17 protein-coding genes are annotated in these 18,877 nt (G+C 68.0%); 11 read left to right on the top strand and 6 right to left on the bottom strand.

Annotated features, from left to right (window positions below; genetic code table 11):
• Nucleotides 1-137: 137 nt before the first annotated feature.
• Together GONAM_RS03355 and GONAM_RS03350 are read left to right on the top strand one after the other, a co-directional pair.
• A complete protein-coding gene (locus GONAM_RS03355; RefSeq protein ID WP_006865366.1) occupies nucleotides 138-500 on the top strand; it encodes a CD225/dispanin family protein in 363 nt (120 codons plus the stop codon).
• A 28-nt stretch (nucleotides 501-528) separates the two neighbouring features.
• Nucleotides 529-945: a DUF2752 domain-containing protein gene (locus GONAM_RS03350; RefSeq protein WP_006865365.1), complete on the top strand. Its 417-nt coding sequence runs from the start codon at nucleotides 529-531 to the stop codon at nucleotides 943-945.
• On the opposite strand, the gene GONAM_RS03345 is transcribed toward GONAM_RS03350, so the two are convergent.
• Nucleotides 934-1,875: a glycerophosphodiester phosphodiesterase gene (locus tag GONAM_RS03345; protein ID WP_006865364.1), complete on the bottom strand. Its 942-nt coding sequence runs from the start codon at nucleotides 1,873-1,875 to the stop codon at nucleotides 934-936. The two genes, GONAM_RS03350 and GONAM_RS03345, sit on opposite strands and share 12 nt — an antisense overlap.
• 188 nt (nucleotides 1,876-2,063) lie before the next feature.
• Between GONAM_RS03345 and GONAM_RS03340 the strand changes: the two genes are divergently transcribed.
• The gene (locus tag GONAM_RS03340) at nucleotides 2,064-3,143 is read left to right on the top strand and encodes an NAD(P)H-dependent amine dehydrogenase family protein (RefSeq protein ID WP_006865363.1); all 1,080 of its coding nucleotides are present in this window, start codon (nucleotides 2,064-2,066) and stop codon (nucleotides 3,141-3,143) included.
• Between the two features lie 24 nt (nucleotides 3,144-3,167).
• Here the strand turns inward: GONAM_RS03340 and GONAM_RS03335 are convergent, their stop codons facing one another.
• The gene (locus GONAM_RS03335; protein ID WP_006865362.1) at nucleotides 3,168-3,965 is read right to left on the bottom strand and encodes an NADPH-dependent oxidoreductase; all 798 of its coding nucleotides are present in this window, start codon (nucleotides 3,963-3,965) and stop codon (nucleotides 3,168-3,170) included.
• 147 nt (nucleotides 3,966-4,112) lie between these two features.
• Nucleotides 4,113-5,621 carry a glutamate-cysteine ligase family protein gene (locus GONAM_RS03330; RefSeq protein ID WP_006865361.1) on the bottom strand — a complete coding sequence of 503 codons (1,509 nt, stop codon included), beginning with the start codon at nucleotides 5,619-5,621 and terminating at the stop codon, nucleotides 4,113-4,115.
• A 47-nt stretch (nucleotides 5,622-5,668) separates the two neighbouring features.
• Between GONAM_RS03330 and GONAM_RS03325 the strand changes: the two genes are divergently transcribed.
• The 3 genes from GONAM_RS03325 (at nucleotide 5,669) to purM (ending at nucleotide 9,051) form a co-directional block, all read left to right on the top strand.
• Complete coding sequence (locus GONAM_RS03325; RefSeq protein WP_006865360.1) at nucleotides 5,669-6,088, top strand: sterol carrier family protein; 420 nt, start codon at nucleotides 5,669-5,671, stop codon at nucleotides 6,086-6,088.
• Between the two features lie 160 nt (nucleotides 6,089-6,248).
• A complete protein-coding gene (purF, locus tag GONAM_RS03320; protein WP_006865359.1) occupies nucleotides 6,249-7,856 on the top strand; it encodes an amidophosphoribosyltransferase in 1,608 nt (535 codons plus the stop codon).
• Between the two features lie 82 nt (nucleotides 7,857-7,938).
• A complete protein-coding gene (purM, locus tag GONAM_RS03315) occupies nucleotides 7,939-9,051 on the top strand; it encodes a phosphoribosylformylglycinamidine cyclo-ligase (protein WP_006865358.1) in 1,113 nt (370 codons plus the stop codon).
• 324 nt (nucleotides 9,052-9,375) lie between these two features.
• Here the strand turns inward: purM and GONAM_RS22330 are convergent, their stop codons facing one another.
• The 3 genes from GONAM_RS22330 to ygfZ all read right to left on the bottom strand — a co-directional run bounded on the left by GONAM_RS22330 (nucleotide 9,376) and on the right by ygfZ (nucleotide 11,506).
• Nucleotides 9,376-9,552 (bottom strand): DUF3073 domain-containing protein, encoded by a 177-nt coding sequence (locus tag GONAM_RS22330; RefSeq protein WP_005194294.1) that lies wholly within the window; start codon nucleotides 9,550-9,552, stop codon nucleotides 9,376-9,378.
• 94 nt (nucleotides 9,553-9,646) lie between these two features.
• A complete protein-coding gene (locus GONAM_RS03310) occupies nucleotides 9,647-10,324 on the bottom strand; it encodes an MOSC domain-containing protein (RefSeq protein ID WP_006865357.1) in 678 nt (225 codons plus the stop codon).
• 3 nt (nucleotides 10,325-10,327) lie between these two features.
• Complete coding sequence (ygfZ, locus tag GONAM_RS03305) at nucleotides 10,328-11,506, bottom strand: CAF17-like 4Fe-4S cluster assembly/insertion protein YgfZ (protein WP_006865356.1); 1,179 nt, start codon at nucleotides 11,504-11,506, stop codon at nucleotides 10,328-10,330.
• Between the two features lie 74 nt (nucleotides 11,507-11,580).
• Between ygfZ and GONAM_RS03300 the strand changes: the two genes are divergently transcribed.
• The 5 genes from GONAM_RS03300 (at nucleotide 11,581) to cydC (ending at nucleotide 18,723) form a co-directional block, all read left to right on the top strand.
• Nucleotides 11,581-12,450 carry an aminodeoxychorismate lyase gene (locus GONAM_RS03300; RefSeq protein ID WP_006865355.1) on the top strand — a complete coding sequence of 290 codons (870 nt, stop codon included), beginning with the start codon at nucleotides 11,581-11,583 and terminating at the stop codon, nucleotides 12,448-12,450.
• Nucleotides 12,451-12,657: 207 nt separating this feature from the next.
• A complete protein-coding gene (locus GONAM_RS03295; protein WP_006865354.1) occupies nucleotides 12,658-14,250 on the top strand; it encodes a cytochrome ubiquinol oxidase subunit I in 1,593 nt (530 codons plus the stop codon).
• Between the two features lie 11 nt (nucleotides 14,251-14,261).
• Entirely contained in the window at nucleotides 14,262-15,344 is a 1,083-nt protein-coding gene (gene cydB, locus GONAM_RS03290; protein ID WP_006865353.1) for a cytochrome d ubiquinol oxidase subunit II, read from the top strand.
• Entirely contained in the window at nucleotides 15,341-17,023 is a 1,683-nt protein-coding gene (gene cydD / locus GONAM_RS03285; protein ID WP_006865352.1) for a thiol reductant ABC exporter subunit CydD, read from the top strand. The genes cydB and cydD overlap by 4 nt, the downstream gene beginning before the upstream one ends.
• A complete protein-coding gene (cydC, locus tag GONAM_RS03280) occupies nucleotides 17,005-18,723 on the top strand; it encodes a thiol reductant ABC exporter subunit CydC (RefSeq protein ID WP_006865351.1) in 1,719 nt (572 codons plus the stop codon). The genes cydD and cydC overlap by 19 nt, the downstream gene beginning before the upstream one ends.
• Nucleotides 18,724-18,877: the final 154 nt, after the last annotated feature.

Raw genomic sequence — 18,877 nt, 5'->3', positions numbered from 1 at the left:
TGTTGTAGCGCGCAACGTTCCCGACTGCGGGAACGTTGCGCGTATACCGTTGGAAGCAATCTGATTCACCGACCCGACGAACGCGATCGGGGTCGGTTACGCTCCTTTGGATCTCAGCGAGAGTCGAAAGGGCGCAGATGAGCTATCCCCACGATCCGAACCAGCCGCCGAACTACGGCGCTGCGCCCGGCTATGGACAGCAGCCGTACGGCGCGTACGCGCCCGGTCCCGAGCCCGACAACAACCTCGTGTGGGCGATTCTGTCGACGGTGCTGTGCTGTCTGCCCCTGGGGATCGTGGCCATCGTCAAGTCCACCTCGGTCAGCAAGCTGTGGGCCGCCGGTGATTTCGCCGGCGCGCAGAAGGCGGCCGACGACGCCAAGAAGTGGGCCATGTGGGGTGCGATCATCGGCATCGTCGGCTCGATCCTCATCGTCGTGGTCTACTTCGTCATCGCGGTGTTGATCATCGGTGCAAGCGCCACCACGTCCACGTACTGAACGGTTCGAGCGGGCCGTCCTTCGACGGGTGTCGGTCCTCTCGAACCATCGGATCCTCGGTCCGGCGACCGTGGTCACCGGGGCCGGGATCTGCTGCGCGGCAGTACTGCTGGGAGATCCGACCACGCCCGGTGGGTTGCTCCCGGTGTGTCCCACCAAGTTGGTCTTCGGGGTGACCTGTCCGGGCTGCGGTTCGCAGCGTGCGCTGTACTCGCTTCTGCACGGCGATCTCTCTGCGGCGCTGCACTACAACGCGGCCTTCGTACTCGCGATCGGGTTGCTGCTCTTCGCATTCGGCGCCTACTGCCTGCGACTGTGGACCGGTCGGCGAATTCGCGGCTGGCAGAACATGCGTTATTCCGCCGTCGTGGTGCTCGTCGCCGTGGTCGCCTGGTTCGTCGTCCGGAACATCCCGGTGGAACCGTTCTGGTCCCTAAACGTCTGACGGGCCGCGGCGCCCGGTGCGCCCGGTGCGCCGGACCCACCGGACCAGCCGTGACCCGCCGGGACCGGCGGCATCGAGATCGAGCGCGGCAAGCCCCTCCGGGTCGTCGGTGGTGATCTGGTCGACCCGTAACTCCAGCAGCCGTCGGATATCCGGGACCGAACGAGATCCGACGCGGGTCACCGTGTAACCGTCGACGAGCCGGCCGTGGCGGTGGAAGGCGTCGACGAGATCGAAGCCTCCCCGGTCGGCGGCAAGGATCAGGCGGTTCTCCAGATAGACCATCTCCGCGTCCGGTGACGCGGCGAGCGCACGCGCGACGAAACCGGCGAAATCGCCGGACCGGATCGCAGCGTCGGCGGCGCCGTGATGGCAGGGGTCGTACCCGATGCGGATCCCAGGGGCCGCCGACGTCAGCCGCGCCACGGCCGCCGCATCGCCGCAGGACAGGATGTAGTGCGAAGCCAGCGGCTCGACGCTACGCGCGAAGATGTCCACGGCCCGCGGATCGAGCGCGGCGTCGTCCTCCTTGAAGTCGAGCTGGAGGATCGACGACGGTGCGATGTCGATGCACGAGAACAGCTCGGTGAGGTCCTCGAGCAGCAGGACCGGTTCGTCGAGGGCCTGCCCGTGGTTGTCGCGCAGGGACAGTCCGCGGAGGTAGGCCGCGGGCAGTGCCGAGATGGCGCCGGTGCCGGTGGTGGCGTGATCAACGACGCGGTCGTGGAGGATCGCGAAACCGCGGTCGGCGTGGATGACCAGGTCCACCTCGATGCTCGCGCCCAGCCGCATCCCCTCCACGATTCGCGAGGCGGTGAAGGCCGGGTCGTCGGCGCGTCGACGACCACGGTGCCACTTGAGCATGGTCCGGTGACCGTCGAAGTCGACGTACAGGGGTGCCGAGGTCGGGTCGGCGGGCATGGCGCTCATCGATCACCGAGGATAGTGGCCGCGGTTGCGATCTCTGCTCCGAATCCGCCCCTGTCATCCGCCCTCCAGCGCCGCGCCGCCGACCATGTGTCGCCGCCGGCGCGCTGACGGGTTGTTCCCGGGGGTGCATCTCGGCAATGCCGCCGAACCGCCGCGCCCACGGTGGAACGTGTTCTAGTTTGAGGGGCATGACTCTGCGCGTGGTCGAGTGGTCGACCGGAACCGTCGGAAGACATGCGATCGCCGGGATCGACGCCCATCCCGACCTCGAACTCGTCGGGGTCTGGGTGTCGAATCCGGACAAAGCCGGGAGAGACGCCGGGAACCTGGCGGGCCTCGGCCGTGACCTCGGCGTCGCCGCGACCGACGACCGCGACGCCCTGATCGCCCTGAAGCCCGACTGCATCGTGCACACCGCGATGACCGACGACCGCGTGATGGAGTCGATCGAGGACCTGATCTTTTTCGTGGAGAACGGGATCAACGTCGTCTCCAGCGGTCCGGTCGTGTTGCAGTTCCCGAAGGGCATCCTGCCGGACAGACTGCTGGATCGGATCGCCGCGGCCGGCGAGTCCGGCGGTGCCAGCCTGCACGTCAACGGCATCGACCCCGGTTTCGCCAATGACGTTCTGCCGCTGTCGTTGACGAGCCTCTCGCAGCGAATCGACGAGGTGCGGTGCCAGGAGATCGCGGACTACTCGACCTACTACCAGCCGGTGGTCATGCGGGATCTGTTCGGCTTCGGGCAGCCGATGGACACCACACCGCTGCTGCTGTCGCCGGGCATCCTGTCGATGGGCTGGGGCAGCGTGGTGCGCCAGATCGCCGCCGGACTCGACCTCACCCTCGACGAGCCGCTCGTCGAACGGGTCGAACGCGTCGAGGCCGACCGCGACTACTCGACGGTGTCGGTGGAGATCCCGAAGGGGACCATGGCGGCGCTGCGCTTCGAGGTCGCCGGACAGGTCGACGGGGTGGATCGTGTTGTGCTGGAGCACTACACACGCACGCATGCCGATCAGTGTCCGGAGTGGCCGACCCCGCATGAGGGCGACGGCTGCTACCGGGTCGCGATCTCCGGCGAACCCGAGATGACCGTCGAGTTCGGCCACCACGGGGAGAACGGTGACCACAACGTCTCCGGGATGATCGTCACGGCGATGCGACTGGTGAATTCGGTTGCCGCCGTGGTCGATGCGAAGCCCGGGCTGGTGACCGCCCTGGATCTGCCGCTCGTCACCGGTCGGGGTCTGGTGACGCGGGGTTAGTGCAACGCAGGGATCTGCGTGCAGTCACCGGGACGGCAGTCCTCGTGTGCGCAGATGGTCGCGCAGCTTCTCTCGACCATGGAGTGAGGGCACCCCGGCCAGTCGAGTCAGCACCCGAGAACTCCAGTCCCCTTCCAGTCCGTGCCGTCGGTTGTAGTCCGCGAGCGACTCGTCGTATCCGGTGAGGTGTGCGTCCGCGGTCTCGGCGTCGTAGGTCTCGTGATGCAGCACGGCTGCCTGTGGGATTCGCGGCTTGATGCCTGCCGTCTCGACGGGGTCCGGCGTGCCGATCGCGAGACCGAAGGTCGCGACGGTGTGCTCCGGGAGGCCGAGTTCCGCGGCCACCTCCAGTGGATTGTTGCGGATGGCGCCGACGAAAACCGTTCCCAGGCCCAATGACTCGGCGGCCACCACTGCGTTCTGCGCGGCCAGCGCGGTGTCGACGAAGCCGATGATCGTCGTCTCGAGATAGTCCGCTGCCTCCAGCGGGGCCTCGTGCCGCGCGGCGAGGCGGTGGGCCCGCCCGAGGTCGGCGATCCACACCAGGAACAACGGTGCCTGTTCGATGAAGCTCTGGTTGTTGGCGAGTGCCGCCAGTCGTTTCCGTCGAGCGGGGTCGCGCACGGCAACCACACTCCAGGGCTGCAGATTCGACGACGTGGGTGCGGACTGCGCCGCCGCGATGATGGCATGAAGCCGACTGTCGTCGACGGGGTCCGGTCGGAACCTGCGTACCGATCGGTGTGCGAGCTGCACGGACAGCACGTCGTTGACCACCCCGAGGGTTGCAGAGGGGTCGGCGTATCGCTCGGTGATCGTCATCGGATCGCGGCGGTGAATCGTCGGGTCATGAGTCAAGGGTGTCGCCGGAATCGTTCCTCAGCAACTTTCCTGCCCACGCTGGGTCCAAACGCCGACCTCGACACGGCTTTCGGCTTCGGCTCGGACCCACTCGGTGAGCGGGCGGGGTCACACCTCCCAGGTATGTACAGGTTCGCCCTCGTGCATGAGGGTCACGTAGTCGGCGAGCATGCCGGTCAGTGCGGCCGACCGGCTGTCGCCGGCCTTCTCCCGGGCGGCGACGGACTCACGCTGCCACACCGAACCGGTCCGGCGGTTGACGCAGCGTCCCTCGATCACCGACAGGTACCGATTGCGGGCCTTGTCCGAGACCCCATATGCGCGAAGGCCTTTCTCGGCGAGGGTCAGCAGGCGACGGAGCACGAGTTCATCCGGTCGTACCCAACCGACGTCGGGCCAGTAGAGCTGCGACTCCATGCCGAAATGCGCACCGGACTGCAGGTTCTCGGCGGCCGCGTTGAACGACATCTGTGACCACAGCGGCCGGTCGGCCTCGACCAGCCCGCGGACCACCCCGTAGTAGAAGGCGGCGTTGGCCATCGTGTCGACGACCGTCGGTCCCGCGGGGAGCACCCTGTTCTCGACACGAAGATGTGCCTGGCCCTCATGGATGTCGTAGACGGGCCGATTCCAGCGGTAGACCGTGCCGTTGTGCAGTCGCAGTTCGTCGAGCATCGGGATACGTCCGGCGTCGAGTTCGGCCAGGGGGTCGACGTCGGTCGAGACGGGTAGGAGAGCGGGGAAGTAGCGCGTGTTCTCCTCGAACAGGTCGAAGATGGTGTTGATCCAACGTTCGCCGAACCAGACGCGCGGGCGCACGCCCTGGTTCTTCAGCTCCAACGGCCGGGTGTCGGTGGCCTGCTCGAACACCGGGATACGGCTTTCGTGCCACAGCGCGGTCTCGGCGAGGAACGGGGAGTTGCCGGCCAGCGCCACCTGGATCCCGGAGATGGCCTGGGCGGCATTCCAATGCGCCGCAAAGTCTTCCGGGGCCACCCTCAGGTGCAACTGCAGCGAGGTGCAGGCGGCTTCGGGGAGGATCGAATCGGTGGACGTGTGGAGGCGTTCGGTGTGATAACCGTCGGCCAGGGGGACGCCGCTGATGTCGATCTCGAGGTCCTCGCCGCGGGCGTTGAAGATCTGCTCGTTCAGCAGGTCGTAGCGAGGGTTGGCCGAGATCCACTGATGGGCAAAGTGTTCGGCCTTCAGGGTCGGCAGCATCCCGATCATCACCAGGTGGTTGTCCGTACGGGCGGCGCGCTCCTCCGCACGGTTCAGTGACGTCCGCAGCGCCTGTTCCAGCGAGATCGTGTCGTCGGTGGTGAAGGGCCGCGGCGACACGTTGATCTCGATGTTGAACTGCCCGAGTTCGGTCTGATAGTCGGGGTCGGCGATCGCCTCGAGGACGGCGGCGTTGGCCATGGCGGGACGCATCTGCTCGTCGACGAGGTTCAGTTCCACCTCCATACCGAGGAGGGGTTTGGGTGGCCGGCCCTGGTCGGTGAACAGCCCTTCGGCCAACATCCGTGCAATCGCGTCGGTCCCGCGACCGACCTGCCGCCGGAACCTCACGCGATCCTCGCCGGTGAACTCCTGCTTGTTCACTTCCGCGCCCATGCGAGACATACTGCCCCAATTCGGGCGCCGTCAACCGGCGTTGCAAGATGACTGACGTGCCCCCGCGTAAGAGACCCGACCCGGCCGAGGTGCGCGCCGCCGTCCTCGCGGTCGCCGACTGGCTCGTCGACGAGTCGGCCCCCACCCCGTCGCGGCCCGCCCTCGCCGCCGCTGTCCGCCTCACGGCCCGCACCCTCGAACACCTCGCCCCGGGCAACTCTGTCGAGGTCCGTGTCCCGCCGTTCGTCGCCGTGCAGTGCATCGAGGGTCCGCGCCACACGCGGGGGACGCCGCCCAACGTCGTCGAGACCTCGCCCCGGACGTGGCTGCTGATGGTGACCGGGCTGCGGACCTACGACGCCGCGCTCGGCGCCCGCGAACTCGACGCATCGGGCCACCGCGCGGACCTGGTCGCAGAGCTGTTGCCACTGGTTCCGCTGGGTCCGGGCCCGTCGAGAAGCCGGTGATCCGCCGAGTGTGATCCGTCACTCCTCGCTCCCACGTGGAATTACTGCGCTCCGAACGCCGCTGCAAGATTCGCTCTGGAAGGCAACAGGCACGTAAACTCCGAATTGTCTCCCAGCACATTGACGTGTTAACCGATTCGCAGCCCAGGGGAGCTAGTCGATGACTGATCGCTCGATCGCCAACGTGAACCTGCTCGCTCCCACACCGGCGGGCGGATGCTCCGCAGCCGGAGGGTGCGCGCCCGAACCCGCTCCACTGGACCAGCCCGAGAACGAACCGCGCGAGGAGTGCGGCGTATTCGGAGTCTGGGCGCCCGGTGAGGAAGTGGCCAAGCTCACCTACTACGGCCTCTACGCGCTGCAGCATCGCGGGCAGGAAGCGGCGGGCATCGCCGTCGGCGACGGCAGTCAGGTCGTCGTGTTCAAAGACCTGGGCCTCGTCAGCCAGGTGTTCGACGAGCAGACACTGGGTGCGATGAGCGGCCACGTCGCCATCGGACACTGCCGGTACTCCACCACCGGTTCGACCACCTGGGAGAACTCCCAGCCGATCTTCCGCACCACCGATGCCGGCACCGGCGTCGCGCTCGGGCACAACGGAAATCTCGTCAACACCGCCGACCTCGCCGCTCGCGCCCGGGACAAGGGCATCAAGAGCTCGGCGGCGACGTCGGACTCCGATGTCGTCGGTGCTCTCCTGGCACACGGCGCCGCCGACAGCTCGATCGAGCAGGCGGCCATGGAGCTGCTGCCGACCCTCAAGGGCGCCTTCTGCCTGACTTTCATGGACGAGCACACCCTCTATGCGGCGCGTGACCCGCACGGTGTGCGTCCGTTGTCGCTCGGCCGCCTCGACCGCGGCTGGGTCGTCGCATCGGAGACCGCCGCCCTCGACATCGTCGGCGCATCCTTCGTCCGCGACATCGAACCCGGTGAGCTGCTGGCCATCGACGCCGACGGCGTGCGCACCAAGCGCTTCGCCGAGCCGACGCCGAAGGGCTGCGTCTTCGAATACGTCTACCTGGCCCGCCCGGACTCCAACATCCACGGCCGGTCGGTGCACTCCACTCGGGTGGAGATCGGCCGCCGCCTGGCCAAGGAACATCCCGCCGAGGGGGACCTGGTGATCCCGGTGCCCGAGTCGGGTGTACCCGCGGCCGTCGGCTTCGCCCAGGGCTCGGGCATTCCCTACGGCCAGGGCCTGATGAAGAACGCCTACGTGGGCCGCACCTTCATCCAGCCGTCGCAGACGATCCGTCAGCTCGGCATCCGACTCAAGCTGAATCCGCTGCGCGAGGTGATCCGCGGCAAACGTCTCGTCGTCGTCGACGACTCGATCGTGCGCGGCAACACCCAGCGCGCCCTCATCCGCATGCTGCGCGAGGCCGGTGCCGCCGAGGTGCACGTGCGGATCGCCTCCAGCCCCGTGCGCTGGCCCTGCTTCTACGGCATCGACTTCGCTTCCCCGGCGGAACTCATCGCCAACGGTATGGAGTCCGAGGAGGGCATGGTCGAGGGCGTGCGCCAGGCCATCGGCGCCGACTCGCTCGGCTACATCAGCATCGACGAGATGATCGGTGCCACCGAGCAGCCCGCATCGAACCTGTGCGCGGCCTGCTTCGACGGCAAGTACCCGATCGAGCTGCCCAAGGAGACCTCCATGGGCAAGGCGGTTCTGGAGCAGATGCTGGCCTCCGCTGCACACGACGGAACCGTCGACCCGCTGACCAAGCCCAACGACAACGTCAGCGCAGTGATGCGTCCCTGAATTCGGGGGCAAGGCACTCCGGTACCGTGTGATCGTCGGCGAACACGCCGGAAACAACTTTTGACAAGGGGTGCTTGCGGAGATGACGGAGCGGGATGCGGCGGCCGACGAGACGACGGGCGCTACGCCGCAGGCGTCGTACGCGGCGGCCGGAGTCGACATCGACGCCGGTGAACGAGCCGTAGAGCTGATCACCCCGCATGCGAAACGTGCGTCGCGCCCCGAGGTCCTCGGCGGTCTCGGCGGCTTCTCGGGCCTCTTCGCGCTGAAGGGCAACTACCGCGAGCCGGTCCTCGCCGCCGCCAGCGACGGCGTCGGCACCAAGCTCGCCGTCGCGCAGGCCATCGACAAGCACGACACCGTCGGACGCGACCTCGTCGCCATGTGCGTCGACGACCTCGTCGTCTGCGGCGCCGAGCCGCTCTTCCTCCAGGACTACATCGCCGTGGGCAAGGTCGTCCCCGAGACCGTCGCGCAGATCGTCGCCGGCATCGCCGACGGCTGTGTCGAGGCCGGGTGTGCACTGCTAGGCGGCGAGACCGCCGAACACCCCGGACTCATGCAGGACAACCATTACGACCTGTCGGCCACCGCCGTCGGCGTCGTCGAGGCCGACAAGGTCCTCGCCCCCGACCGCGTCCGTGCCGGCGACGTCGTCATCGCCATGGGATCGTCGGGTCTGCATTCCAACGGCTACTCGCTCGCCCGCAAGGTGCTGCTCGAGTGGGGCCACATGGATCTCTTCGGCCACGTCGAGGAGTTCGGCCGCTCGCTCGGCGAGGAACTGCTCGAGCCGACCCGCATCTACGCCCGTGACTGCCTGGCGCTGATCGCCGAGGCGGACGTGCGGACCTTCGCACACATCACCGGTGGCGGTCTGGCCGAGAACCTGGCCCGCGTCATCCCGCAGGGCCTCGTGGCCGAACTGGAACGCAACACCTGGACCCCGGCCCCGATCTTCGCTCTCATCCAGCAGCGCGGACGCGTCGAGCAGCTCGAGATGGAGCGCACCTTCAACATGGGTGTCGGCATGGTCGCGGTCGTCGCGCCCGAGGACACCGACCGCGCGCAGGCGGTCCTGACCGCCCGGCACGTCGACAATTGGGTCCTCGGCACCATCAAGCGGTCCAACGACCCCAAGAGCACCGAGGCCGGCTCACGCGTCTCCCTGGTGGGTGAGCACCCGCGCTTCTGAGAGTCACGGGCGCACACCGCCTCTCACACGTACGAGAAAGCGGCGGGGACCTTCGGGTTCCCGCCGCTTTCTCGTCGTCTGAGAATGATCGCCACTCCGGTGGACAGCACAGATCAGCGATGCTCATCGCCGGTTGTCACCGCGGCGAGCACCGCTGGAAGTCGAAAAACGACCGCGCACGCATCAGACGACCGCAGTCACCTGCGGCCGTCTGGTACGTACGAAAACATCAACCCGCGTCACCGCGGGTCCGCTGAGCGGAGAGGTCGTGGTGGGGTGGGATCGGGTGTCGTCGGGGAGACCGGCACCCATGAGTGGCGCGCCTCAGGCGCGGCGCCACTCGTCCTCGTCCAACCACTCATCCACCGGATCCGGACGATCTACCGAGCTGGTCTGCCCGGACAGCTCACGCTGCAGGCTTTCGAGATCGGTGTTCGGAGTGGAGTACTTCAGCTGACGAGCAACCTTCGTCTGCTTTGCCTTTGCCCGGCCGCGGCCCATACGGGACCCCCTCGCAAAATGACGGGGCGGCCAACGATTTGGCGGCCCCGTTCTCTTGAAGTAATTCTGTCGTGCTGCCCAGTCTAGCGCGCCTTCAGGACTTGTGTGCCGCGCCCTGCCTCGCCGCGCCGCCCGATCTCTCCACCTTGCCCAGAATCCGCTGCGCCTCGCGACGGACCTTGACCGGCAGATCGTCGGCGGCGAGCAGTGTCCTGATCGACTCGGGGTCGGCGTCGACGAGCAGTTGTCGGACCCGGACGCCATGGTCGGGACGGTGGATCACCGTCACCGAATCGCCCGCGGCCACCGTGCCCGGTTGGAGAACCCGCAGGTAGGCACCGAAATCGGCCTGGTCCATGAACCTCTTCACCCACCTGGGCTCATCCGCCCAGACCGCGAAGGTCCGGCACGGTACGCGAGGGATGGTGGTCTCGAGGAGGAGCCCGTCGTCACCGACCTGCCAGCGCTCACCCACGAAGGCGTCGGTGACGTCGATCCCGTCGACCCGCAGGTTCTCGCCGAACCAGCCGTAAGGAAGCTCACGTCCGAGTTCGTCGGACCAGCGTTGCGCGTCGGGTTCGGCGTAGGCGTACACCGCCTGATCGACGCCGCCGTGATATCTACGGTTGCGTTGATGGTCGGCGACCAGACCCAGCTCGTGCACCTCGGCACGGCCGGCCAGCGGCCGCTTGTCGATCGCGGAGGGTCCGATCTTGTCGAGGACGACATCTCGGCCGGCCGCGCAGACGGCCAGCACTGTTCCGGTGTCCACGCGTCAGCTACCCGGGGTGACCGAGCCGCTGCGCAGCCGTTCGACAGCGGCGCGACCGGCCTGGACGCGATCGTCCTCGCGGATGGAGTCCGGGTCGATGCGTGCGCTCACCGGCTCCTCGGTCCCGATCGTCAGTTCGACGTCCGCACCGACGTTGCGCTTGACGAGCGCGAGAGCGATGGGACCCCACTCGTAGTGATCGATGACGGTGCCGAGGCGGCCGACGGTGCGGCCGGCGGCGGTGACCGGATCGCCGGTCGTCGGACGCTGATCCGAGCTCCCGTCGAGATGCAGCAGTACCAGGCGTCGTGGCGACTTGCCGAGGTTGTGGACCCGGGCCACCGTCTCCTGGCCGCGATAACAGCCCTTGTCGAGATGGACGGCGCCCTGATCGGCCGGACCACCGATCCAGTCGACCTCGTGCGGGATCGTCCGCTCGTCGGTGTCGGCGCCGAGGCGCGGACGGCGGGCCGCGACACGCAGCGCGTCGTACGCCCAGCTGCCGGCCATCCGGGCGCCGGCCTCGACCAGTGCGTCCCACCAGCGCAGCAGGACGTACTCGGGCAGGACGAGGTCGACGACGGGGAGGTCGCGGTTCTCGCCGAGCGGCGGCATCCGTCGCCAGAAGCCGAGCGGCTCGTCCTCGTGGTGCGTCTCGGGCAGATTGCCCGCCTGGTAGACGTCCGCGTCCGCGGGGATCTCGAGGAGCTCGGCAACGGGTCCGGTCACCGCACCCGGACCGACGAGGGTGAGGACCCTCATGTCGGTCCGCGGGGCCGGCTGCGCCTTGGCCCAGAACACCATCTTGGCGAGGAATCCGGCGAGGGCCTCACCGCGTGCACCCTCGGTGTCGACCCAGGTGATGCCATCGATGTCGGTCATGACGAAGTGCTCCTCGACGCGACCGTTGGCGTCGAGAGACAGGTTCTCCGCACTACGGCGGTCGGGGAGTGCGGCGATGTGCTGGCTAGAGATGGTGTGCAGCCAGCTCAGGCGCTCCTCGCCGGGGATCTCGATGACGGCGCGGTCGGAACGGTCGACGACGATGACCCCGGTGGCGGCGGCTCTCTGTTCCCCGAGTGGATCACCGAAGTGCCACGGGGTCTCCGATGAGTGGAACTCTCCGGGGCCGGCGACCGCCCCGCCCTCGGAATGCCTGGTCAGGATGGGTGAACGGCTCACGGGTCGATTCTACGGGTCGGTCGCGCACCAGGGGTGTGGAGCAGGGGTCGGGGGCTCGTGGGAGCCTCTTATCCATGTCGGATTCGATCCTGCTCACCCTCGACGGCACCCAACACGACGCCGATGCACCATTCCTGCACGCCGACGACCTCGCGGCGGTACGCGGCGACGGCGTCTTCGAGACCCTGCTCGTCCGTGCCGGCCGGGCGCGTGGGGTGCGCCTGCACCTCGAACGCCTCGTCCGGAGCGCGACCGCCATGGAGCTCCCGGCGCCGGACCCCGACGAGTGGCGCGCTGCCATCGAGAACGCGGTCAAGTTGTGGACTGCCGAGCACGGGACGTCGGACGAGGCGTTGCTGCGCCTGGTCTACACCCGCGGACGCGAACACGGGTACGCCCCGACGGCCTACCTGACCGTCGAGCGGGTGCCCGAGCGCGTCGCCTCCGCGCGCGCGGACGGCGTCTCGGTGGTCACCCTCGAGCGCGGTTTCTCCATCGACCTGGCGGCCAGGGCGCCGTGGCAACTGCTCGGCGCGAAGACGCTGAGCTATGCCACCAACATGGCTGCGCTGCGTCATGCCGCATCCGAGGGCTACGACGACGTCATCTTCGTCAGCAGCGAGGGGGCGGTGCTCGAGGGGCCGCGCTCGACGGTGGTCGCGGTGTACGGGGACACGTTGGTCACCCCGCCGACGGAGATCGGCATCCTCGCCTCGACGACGGCCCAGGCCGTCTTCGATCTCGCCGATGCGGAGGGCTGGAAGACCAAGGTCGAGATCCTGCGCCCGGAGGACCTCGTGGCGGCCGACTCGGTCTGGCTGGTCAGCAGTGTGACGCTCGCGGCCCGGGTCACCCATCTCAATCGGTACGTGATGCCGGTGCCTGCCGACGCCGACCGGTTCTCCGGTCTGGTGGACCGGGCCATTGCCGCGGAAGGCGATTGATCTCGGTCACTCCGCGCTGATCCCGGGTCCGCATCACACCTGGTCGCGGGTGAGAGCGAATGCACCGGCGGCGGTGGCCCGATGGGACTTTTGGCGCTTGAACAGGGTCGGCGACCAGGCGTAACGTCGCGCTCAGGACCTACTACCGGAAGTAGTAGGCGACTTCGGCACCCGCCGGCTCAGCCGGTGACCTGATTCGAGGCATACATGGACGCTCTGGACGTCTCCAGATGGCAATTCGGTATCACGACCGTCTATCACTTCATCCTGGTGCCGCTGACCATCGGTCTCGCACCGATGATCGCGGTGATGCAGACGGTGTGGCACGTCACCGGCAACGAGCAGTGGCTGCGCGCGACCCGGTTCTTCGGGAAGCTCTTCCTGATCAACTTCGCGCTCGGCGTGGCCACCGGCATCGTGCAGGAGTTCCAGTTCGGGATGAACTGGAGTGAGTACAGCCGCTTCGTCGCGGATGTCTTCGGTGCGCCGCTGGCGCTGGAAGGCCTGGTCGCCTTCTTCCTGGAGTCGACCTTCATCGGACTCTGGATCTTCGGCTGGGACCGACTGCCGCGACGCGTCCATCTGGCGTGTATCTGGTTGGCGGCCATCGGCGTAAACGCGTCGGCGTACTTCATCATCGCCGCGAACTCGTGGATGCAGCACCCCGTCGGCGTCGAGTGGGACGAGACCCGTGGCCGCCCCGCCATGAACGACTTCTTCGCCGTCATCACCAACAACACGACGCTCGCCGCCTTCCCGCACGTGATCGCCGGTGCGTTCCTGACCGCGGGCACCTTCGTCGCGGCCATCGGCATCTGGTGGATGGCCCGGAACACGTGGCGCGCCAAGAAGTTGCGGGAAGCGTCCGGGACCGGTGACACCAGTGAGGTCCCGGAGAGCACATCGCCGAGCCACGTCGACGCCACCCCGGAAGACCTGGAGAAAGACGCGCGCGACCTGTGGCGGCCGGTCACCCGGTTCGCGCTGTGGGTCACGCTCGTCTCGGGCGTCGCGCTGTTCATCACCGGTGACATCCAGGCGCAGATCATGTTCAAGCAACAGCCGATGAAGATGGCCTCGGCGGAATCGCTCTGCGAGACCGAGACCGGCCCCGGCTTCTCCGTCCTCTCCATCGGACGTCAGAACAACTGCGAGAACATCGATCACATCATCGAGATCCCCAAGATGCTGTCGTTCCTGGCCGATCACTCCTTCGATTCGACCCTGCAGGGCGTCGAGGAGCTGCAGGAGCAGTACACGAAGGCCTTCGCCGACAACCCGAACGTGCCCGCAAACCAGAACTTCGCACCCAACCTGTTCGTCACCTACTGGGGTTTCCGGGCGATGATCACATGGGCGGCCGGCTCGGTGGTCGTGGCCCTCGGCGGCCTCTGGTACACGCGCCGCAAGCGGGTGGTCGAGTCGAGGCGATTCGGCTTCATCGCCCTGCTGATGATCCCGACCCCGTTCCTGGCCAACAGCTCCGGCTGGATCTTCACCGAGATGGGCCGCCAGCCTTGGGTTGTCGCACCCAACTGGGAGGACGACCTCGATCCGCTGCGCATCAGCATGCTCGTGCAGAACGGCGTCTCCAACCACACCGCGGGGACGGTGCTCGTCACCCTGATCGGGTTCACGCTGCTCTACGGTGCGCTGGGTGTCGTCTGGTTCATGCTGCAGCGCCGCTACGTGATCGAGGGACCGGCGAGCTACGACTCCCGGCCACCAGGCCACAGCGACGACGAAGCCGACTCCGATTCCGATTCCGATGAGCCCAAACAGCTCTCGTTCGCGTACTAGAGGAGAGTGACATGGGACTCCCGGAATTCTGGTTCCTCATCATCGCCGTGCTCTTCGTCGGCTACTTCGTCCTCGAGGGTTTCGACTTCGGCGTCGGCATGCTCATGCCGATCCTCGGGTCGAGTCACACCGGTGGCGACGACAAGGTCGCACCCGACGATCCCGAGGCCGACCCCGACAAGCGCCGGCGGGCGCTGCTCAACACCATCGGACCGGTGTGGGACGGCAACGAGGTCTGGCTGCTCACCGCGGGTGGCGCGCTCTTCGCGGCGTTCGGTGGTTGGTACGCAACGATGTTCACCGCCTTCTACCTGCCGCTGTTCCTCATTCTGATCGGCCTCATCACCCGTGTGTGCGCGATCGAGTGGCGCGGCAAGATCAACGATCCGCGCTGGCGGAAGTGGTGCGACATCGGCATCGGTCTGGGGTCGTGGATTCCCGCGATCCTGTGGGGGGTCGCCTTCGCGAACGTGGTGCGGGGCCTGCCGATCGACGCCGACGCCCAGTACACCGGCGGGTTCTTCAACCTGCTGAACCCGTACGCGCTGCTCGGCGGTGCGACGACCCTGCTCGCCTTCCTCACCCATGGTGCGGTGTTCCTGTCGCTGAAGACCTCCGGTGTCCTGCAAGAGGATTCGGCCCGCTACGCCTCCCGGCTCGCATGGCCGACGCTCGTCGTGGCCGCCGCGTTCCTGCTGTGGACGCAGTTCGCTTACGGCAACGGCTGGACCTGGATCCCGGTGCTGATCGCCGCGGTCGCCGCGGTGGGCATGCTCGTCGCGACGCAGGTGCGCCGGGAGGGATGGGCGTTCCTGTTCACCTCGATCGCGATCGCCGGGACGGTGGCCACCTTGTTCGCGGTGCTGTTCCCGAACGCGCTGCCCTCGACCCTGAACCCGGACTGGAACCTGACCATCGACAACACGTCGTCGAGCGACTACACGCTGACGGTGATGACGTGGGCGGCGTTGTTCATCACCCCGGTGGTGATCGGTTACCAGGCGTGGAGCTACTGGGTGTTCCGTAAGCGCCTGTCGGTCGGGAACATCCCGGAGCATCACGGCCTGCCCTCGCTGCGCGTGTCGAGCAAGTGACGCCTCCGGTCGACCCGCGGCTGCTGCGGTATTCACCGACGACCCGACGCTACGTCGCGGTCACGGCGGCGTTCTCCGTGGCGCAGGTGATCGCGATCATCGTGGCCGCGGGTATGGCCGCCTCGATCCTGTCGGAGCTGATCGTCTTCCCGGGGTCGCGGTCTTTCGACGCGCAGTGGGTGCACCTGGTCGTCCTGGCTGTCGCGATGACCGCTCGCGCCGTGATGGCCTACGGGCACGACCGGTATGCGCACCGTGCGGCGGACCAGGCGATCGCGGAACTGCGGTCGGAGGCACTCGACGTGCTCACCGACCCGCGTCGGACGTCACCGCGAAAGCTGCTGGCGCAGCGTGAGCACGCGGCGACCGTGCTGTTGCGGGGACTGGATGCGCTCGGGCCGTATCTCTCCGGGTTCCTGCCGGCACTCGTGAGCGCGGTGATCCTCACGCCGACGGTGACCGTGGTGATCGCCTTCGCCGACTGGCCGTCGGCGTTGATCATCCTGATCACGTTGCCGCTCATCCCGATCTTCATGGTTCTCGTCGGACTCATGACCCGGGATCGCACCACCCGCAAGCTGGCGACGATGAGCAGACTGACCGCGCAGCTGCTGGATCTGATCGCCGGGTTGCCGACTCTGCGGGCGCTGAACCGCGCCGAGACCCCGGCCGCCCAGGTGGCCGAACTCGGTGAGGCACACCGGCGTTCGACAATGAGCTCGCTGCGGGTGGCGTTCCTGTCCGGGGCCGTCCTCGAGCTGCTCGCGACCCTGTGCGTCGCCCTGGTCGCCGTCGGCATCGGTCTGCGCCTGGTGTTCGGCGAGATGTCGCTCTACGCAGGTGTTTTCGCGCTGATCCTGGCGCCCGAGGCATATCTGCCGCTCCGACGCGTCGGCGCACAGTTCCACAACTCCGCCGATGGCGTGACCGCCGCCGGGGAGGTCTTCGAGCTGATCGACTCTCCCGAGGACGCCGCGCCGATACCGGTCAGCGGTGGCCGCGGCCTCACCGTAGCGGGCGCGCCGATCACCATCCTCGACCTCGGGGTGCACGGCCGTGACGGCTGGGCGCCGGAGTCGTTGCGCGCGACGATCCGGCCCGGCTCGCTCACGCTGTTCACCGGGCCGAACGGTTCGGGGAAATCCACGACCCTGGCCGCGATCATGGGTCTGCTGACCCCCGACGACGGTTCGGTGCTCATCGGGTCCATCCCGGTCACCCATGCCGATCCAGAGTCCCTGCACGAGCAGATCGCCTGGCTGCCGCAGCAGCCGGTCGTCGTGCCGGGCACGGTCGGCGAGAACGTGGAACTCTTCGGCGCGCTTGACCGCGACGCTGCCGACCGTGCCGCGACGGCCAGCGGATTCGACTCCGTCGTGCTCGAACTGCCCAAGCGGCTCGACACCCGGCTCGGCGCGGGCGGCGTAGGGCTCTCCGCCGGCCAGCGTCAGCGGCTCGCACTCACGCGAGTGCTCGCGTCGCCGGCTCCGCTGTTGCTGCTCGACGAGCCGACCGCCCACCTCGACGAGGCGTCCGAACGTGCGGTCCTCACCGTGCTCCGCGACCGTGCACGCGCCGGTGACACGGTCATCGTGGTGGCCCACCGGGGGATCGCGCGTGAATTCGCCGACCAGGTGGTCGAATTCGACGGAGGTGTGCCATGCGCGACGACCCACTGATCCGCGCGCTCGGTTTCCTCGGCCTGCGCCGGGGTGCGGTCGCCAAAGCCCTGCTGCTCGGCGTCGGCGGGTCGCTGTCGGCGCTCGGCCTCGCGGCCTTGTCGGCGTGGCTGATCACCCGGGCCTGGCAGATGCCGCCGGTGCTGTACCTGTCGGTCGCGATCACCGCCGTGCGCGCACTCGGTATCTCGCGCGGCCTGTTCCGTTACCTCGAACGACTTGCCACCCACGACCTCGCCCTGCGTGCGATGACGACCGCCCGCGAACGGGTCTACACGGCGCTCGCGACCGGCTCACCGGCCTACTCGGTGACCCTCCGGCGCGGAGACCTGTTGACCCGCACCGGCGATGACATCGACGAGATCGGCAACGCACTCATCCGCGGCCTGATCCCCATCGGTGTAGGTGTGACGACGGCGGTGGCCGCGGTCGTCGTGATGGCGCTGGTCTCGCTGCCCGCCGCCGCAGTGCTCGCCGTCGCGCTCATCATCAGCGGCGGTCTCGCCCCGTGGCTCGCGGCACGCGGTGCTGCCTCGGCCCTCCGCGACGGTGCGCGGGCCGCCACCGAATCCGCAGAGGCCACGACGACCACCCTGTGGCACGCATCCGAACTCGTCGTCGCGCGTCGGCGTGAGGAACTGCTCGAGACCGCCGCGGATGCCGATCGCCGGCACGTCGCGGCCACCGATCGGGGTCGTCGGCTGGAGGCGGCGGCCGCCGCGGCAACCCCGCTCGCGATGGGTGCGTCGCTGGTCGCGGCCTGCGTGATCGCCATCCAGTTGGCGTCGCAGACAACCGGTTCGATCGCCGGGATCGCCAGTGGTGAGGGGCTCACCCCGATGATCCTCGGTGTGCTGATCCTGCTTCCGCTCTCGGCTTTCGAGTCGACCGCGCCGCTGACCGAGGCCGGACTGCAGATCGAGCGCAGTCGTCAGAGCGCCGCGCGGGTGATGGCTCTGGTCGACGGCGCACACGCCGCGGACAGCACCGAACCGTCCGGTGCAGATGTGGCGGTCCACCGCGGCATGGTCGAGGTGTCGACCGACCGATTGCGGTGGGGCCGCGGGGACCGTGGTGTCCTCGGTCCTGCGGACGGTCTGGACCTCGACCTGCGGCCGGGATCGCGGCTGGCGGTCGTCGGACCCAGCGGCGTCGGCAAGTCCACACTTCTGCTGACCCTCGCCGGGCTGCTCAATCCGGTCGACGGGGACATCGCCTGTGTCGACGTGTCGAGCCGCGCACCCGTCGACCTTCGCTCGGCCGGTTGCTATTTCACCGAGGAAGCACATCTCTTTTCGACGTCGGTCCGCGAGAACATGCGCGTCGCGCGGGGTGACGCCACGGACGACGAGATCCTCGCGGCGCTGACGACGGTCGGCCTCGACGGCTGGGCCGAACGGCTTCCGGACGGTCTGGACACCACCCTGACCGGCGGTGCCGACGCCGTCAGCGGCGGCGAGCGTCGACGTCTGCTCCTCGCTCGCGCGCTGCTCCACCCGGCACCGATGGTCCTGCTCGACGAGCCGACCGAACACCTCTCTGCCGACGACGCCGACGGTCTCCTCCGACGCCTCCTCGGTGTCGAGGACGACCTCTTCGGTCCCGATCGCATCGTCGTGGTCGTGACCCACCAGCTCCCGGCAGACGTCGGCAGTGCGCAGGTGGTGGAGCTGGAACCGGCCTCGGCGCGCGACTCCTGACCGGCGAACCTCAACTCGACTTGCAGACGTCGATCGAAGTCTGCCGGTGGAGTTGAAGTCTGCCGGCTGTCGGGGGAGATGCCCACCCGCTCCCAGAGGTGAAGGTGCTTACCCGTTCCCTGAGGTGCGAGCGAAGGTGCCCACCCGTTCGCTG

It is taken from the genome of Gordonia namibiensis NBRC 108229 (genome assembly GCF_000298235.1).
Classification (GTDB): domain Bacteria; phylum Actinomycetota; class Actinomycetes; order Mycobacteriales; family Mycobacteriaceae; genus Gordonia; species Gordonia namibiensis.
This window is presented reverse-complemented; position numbering and strand designations above follow the sequence as displayed.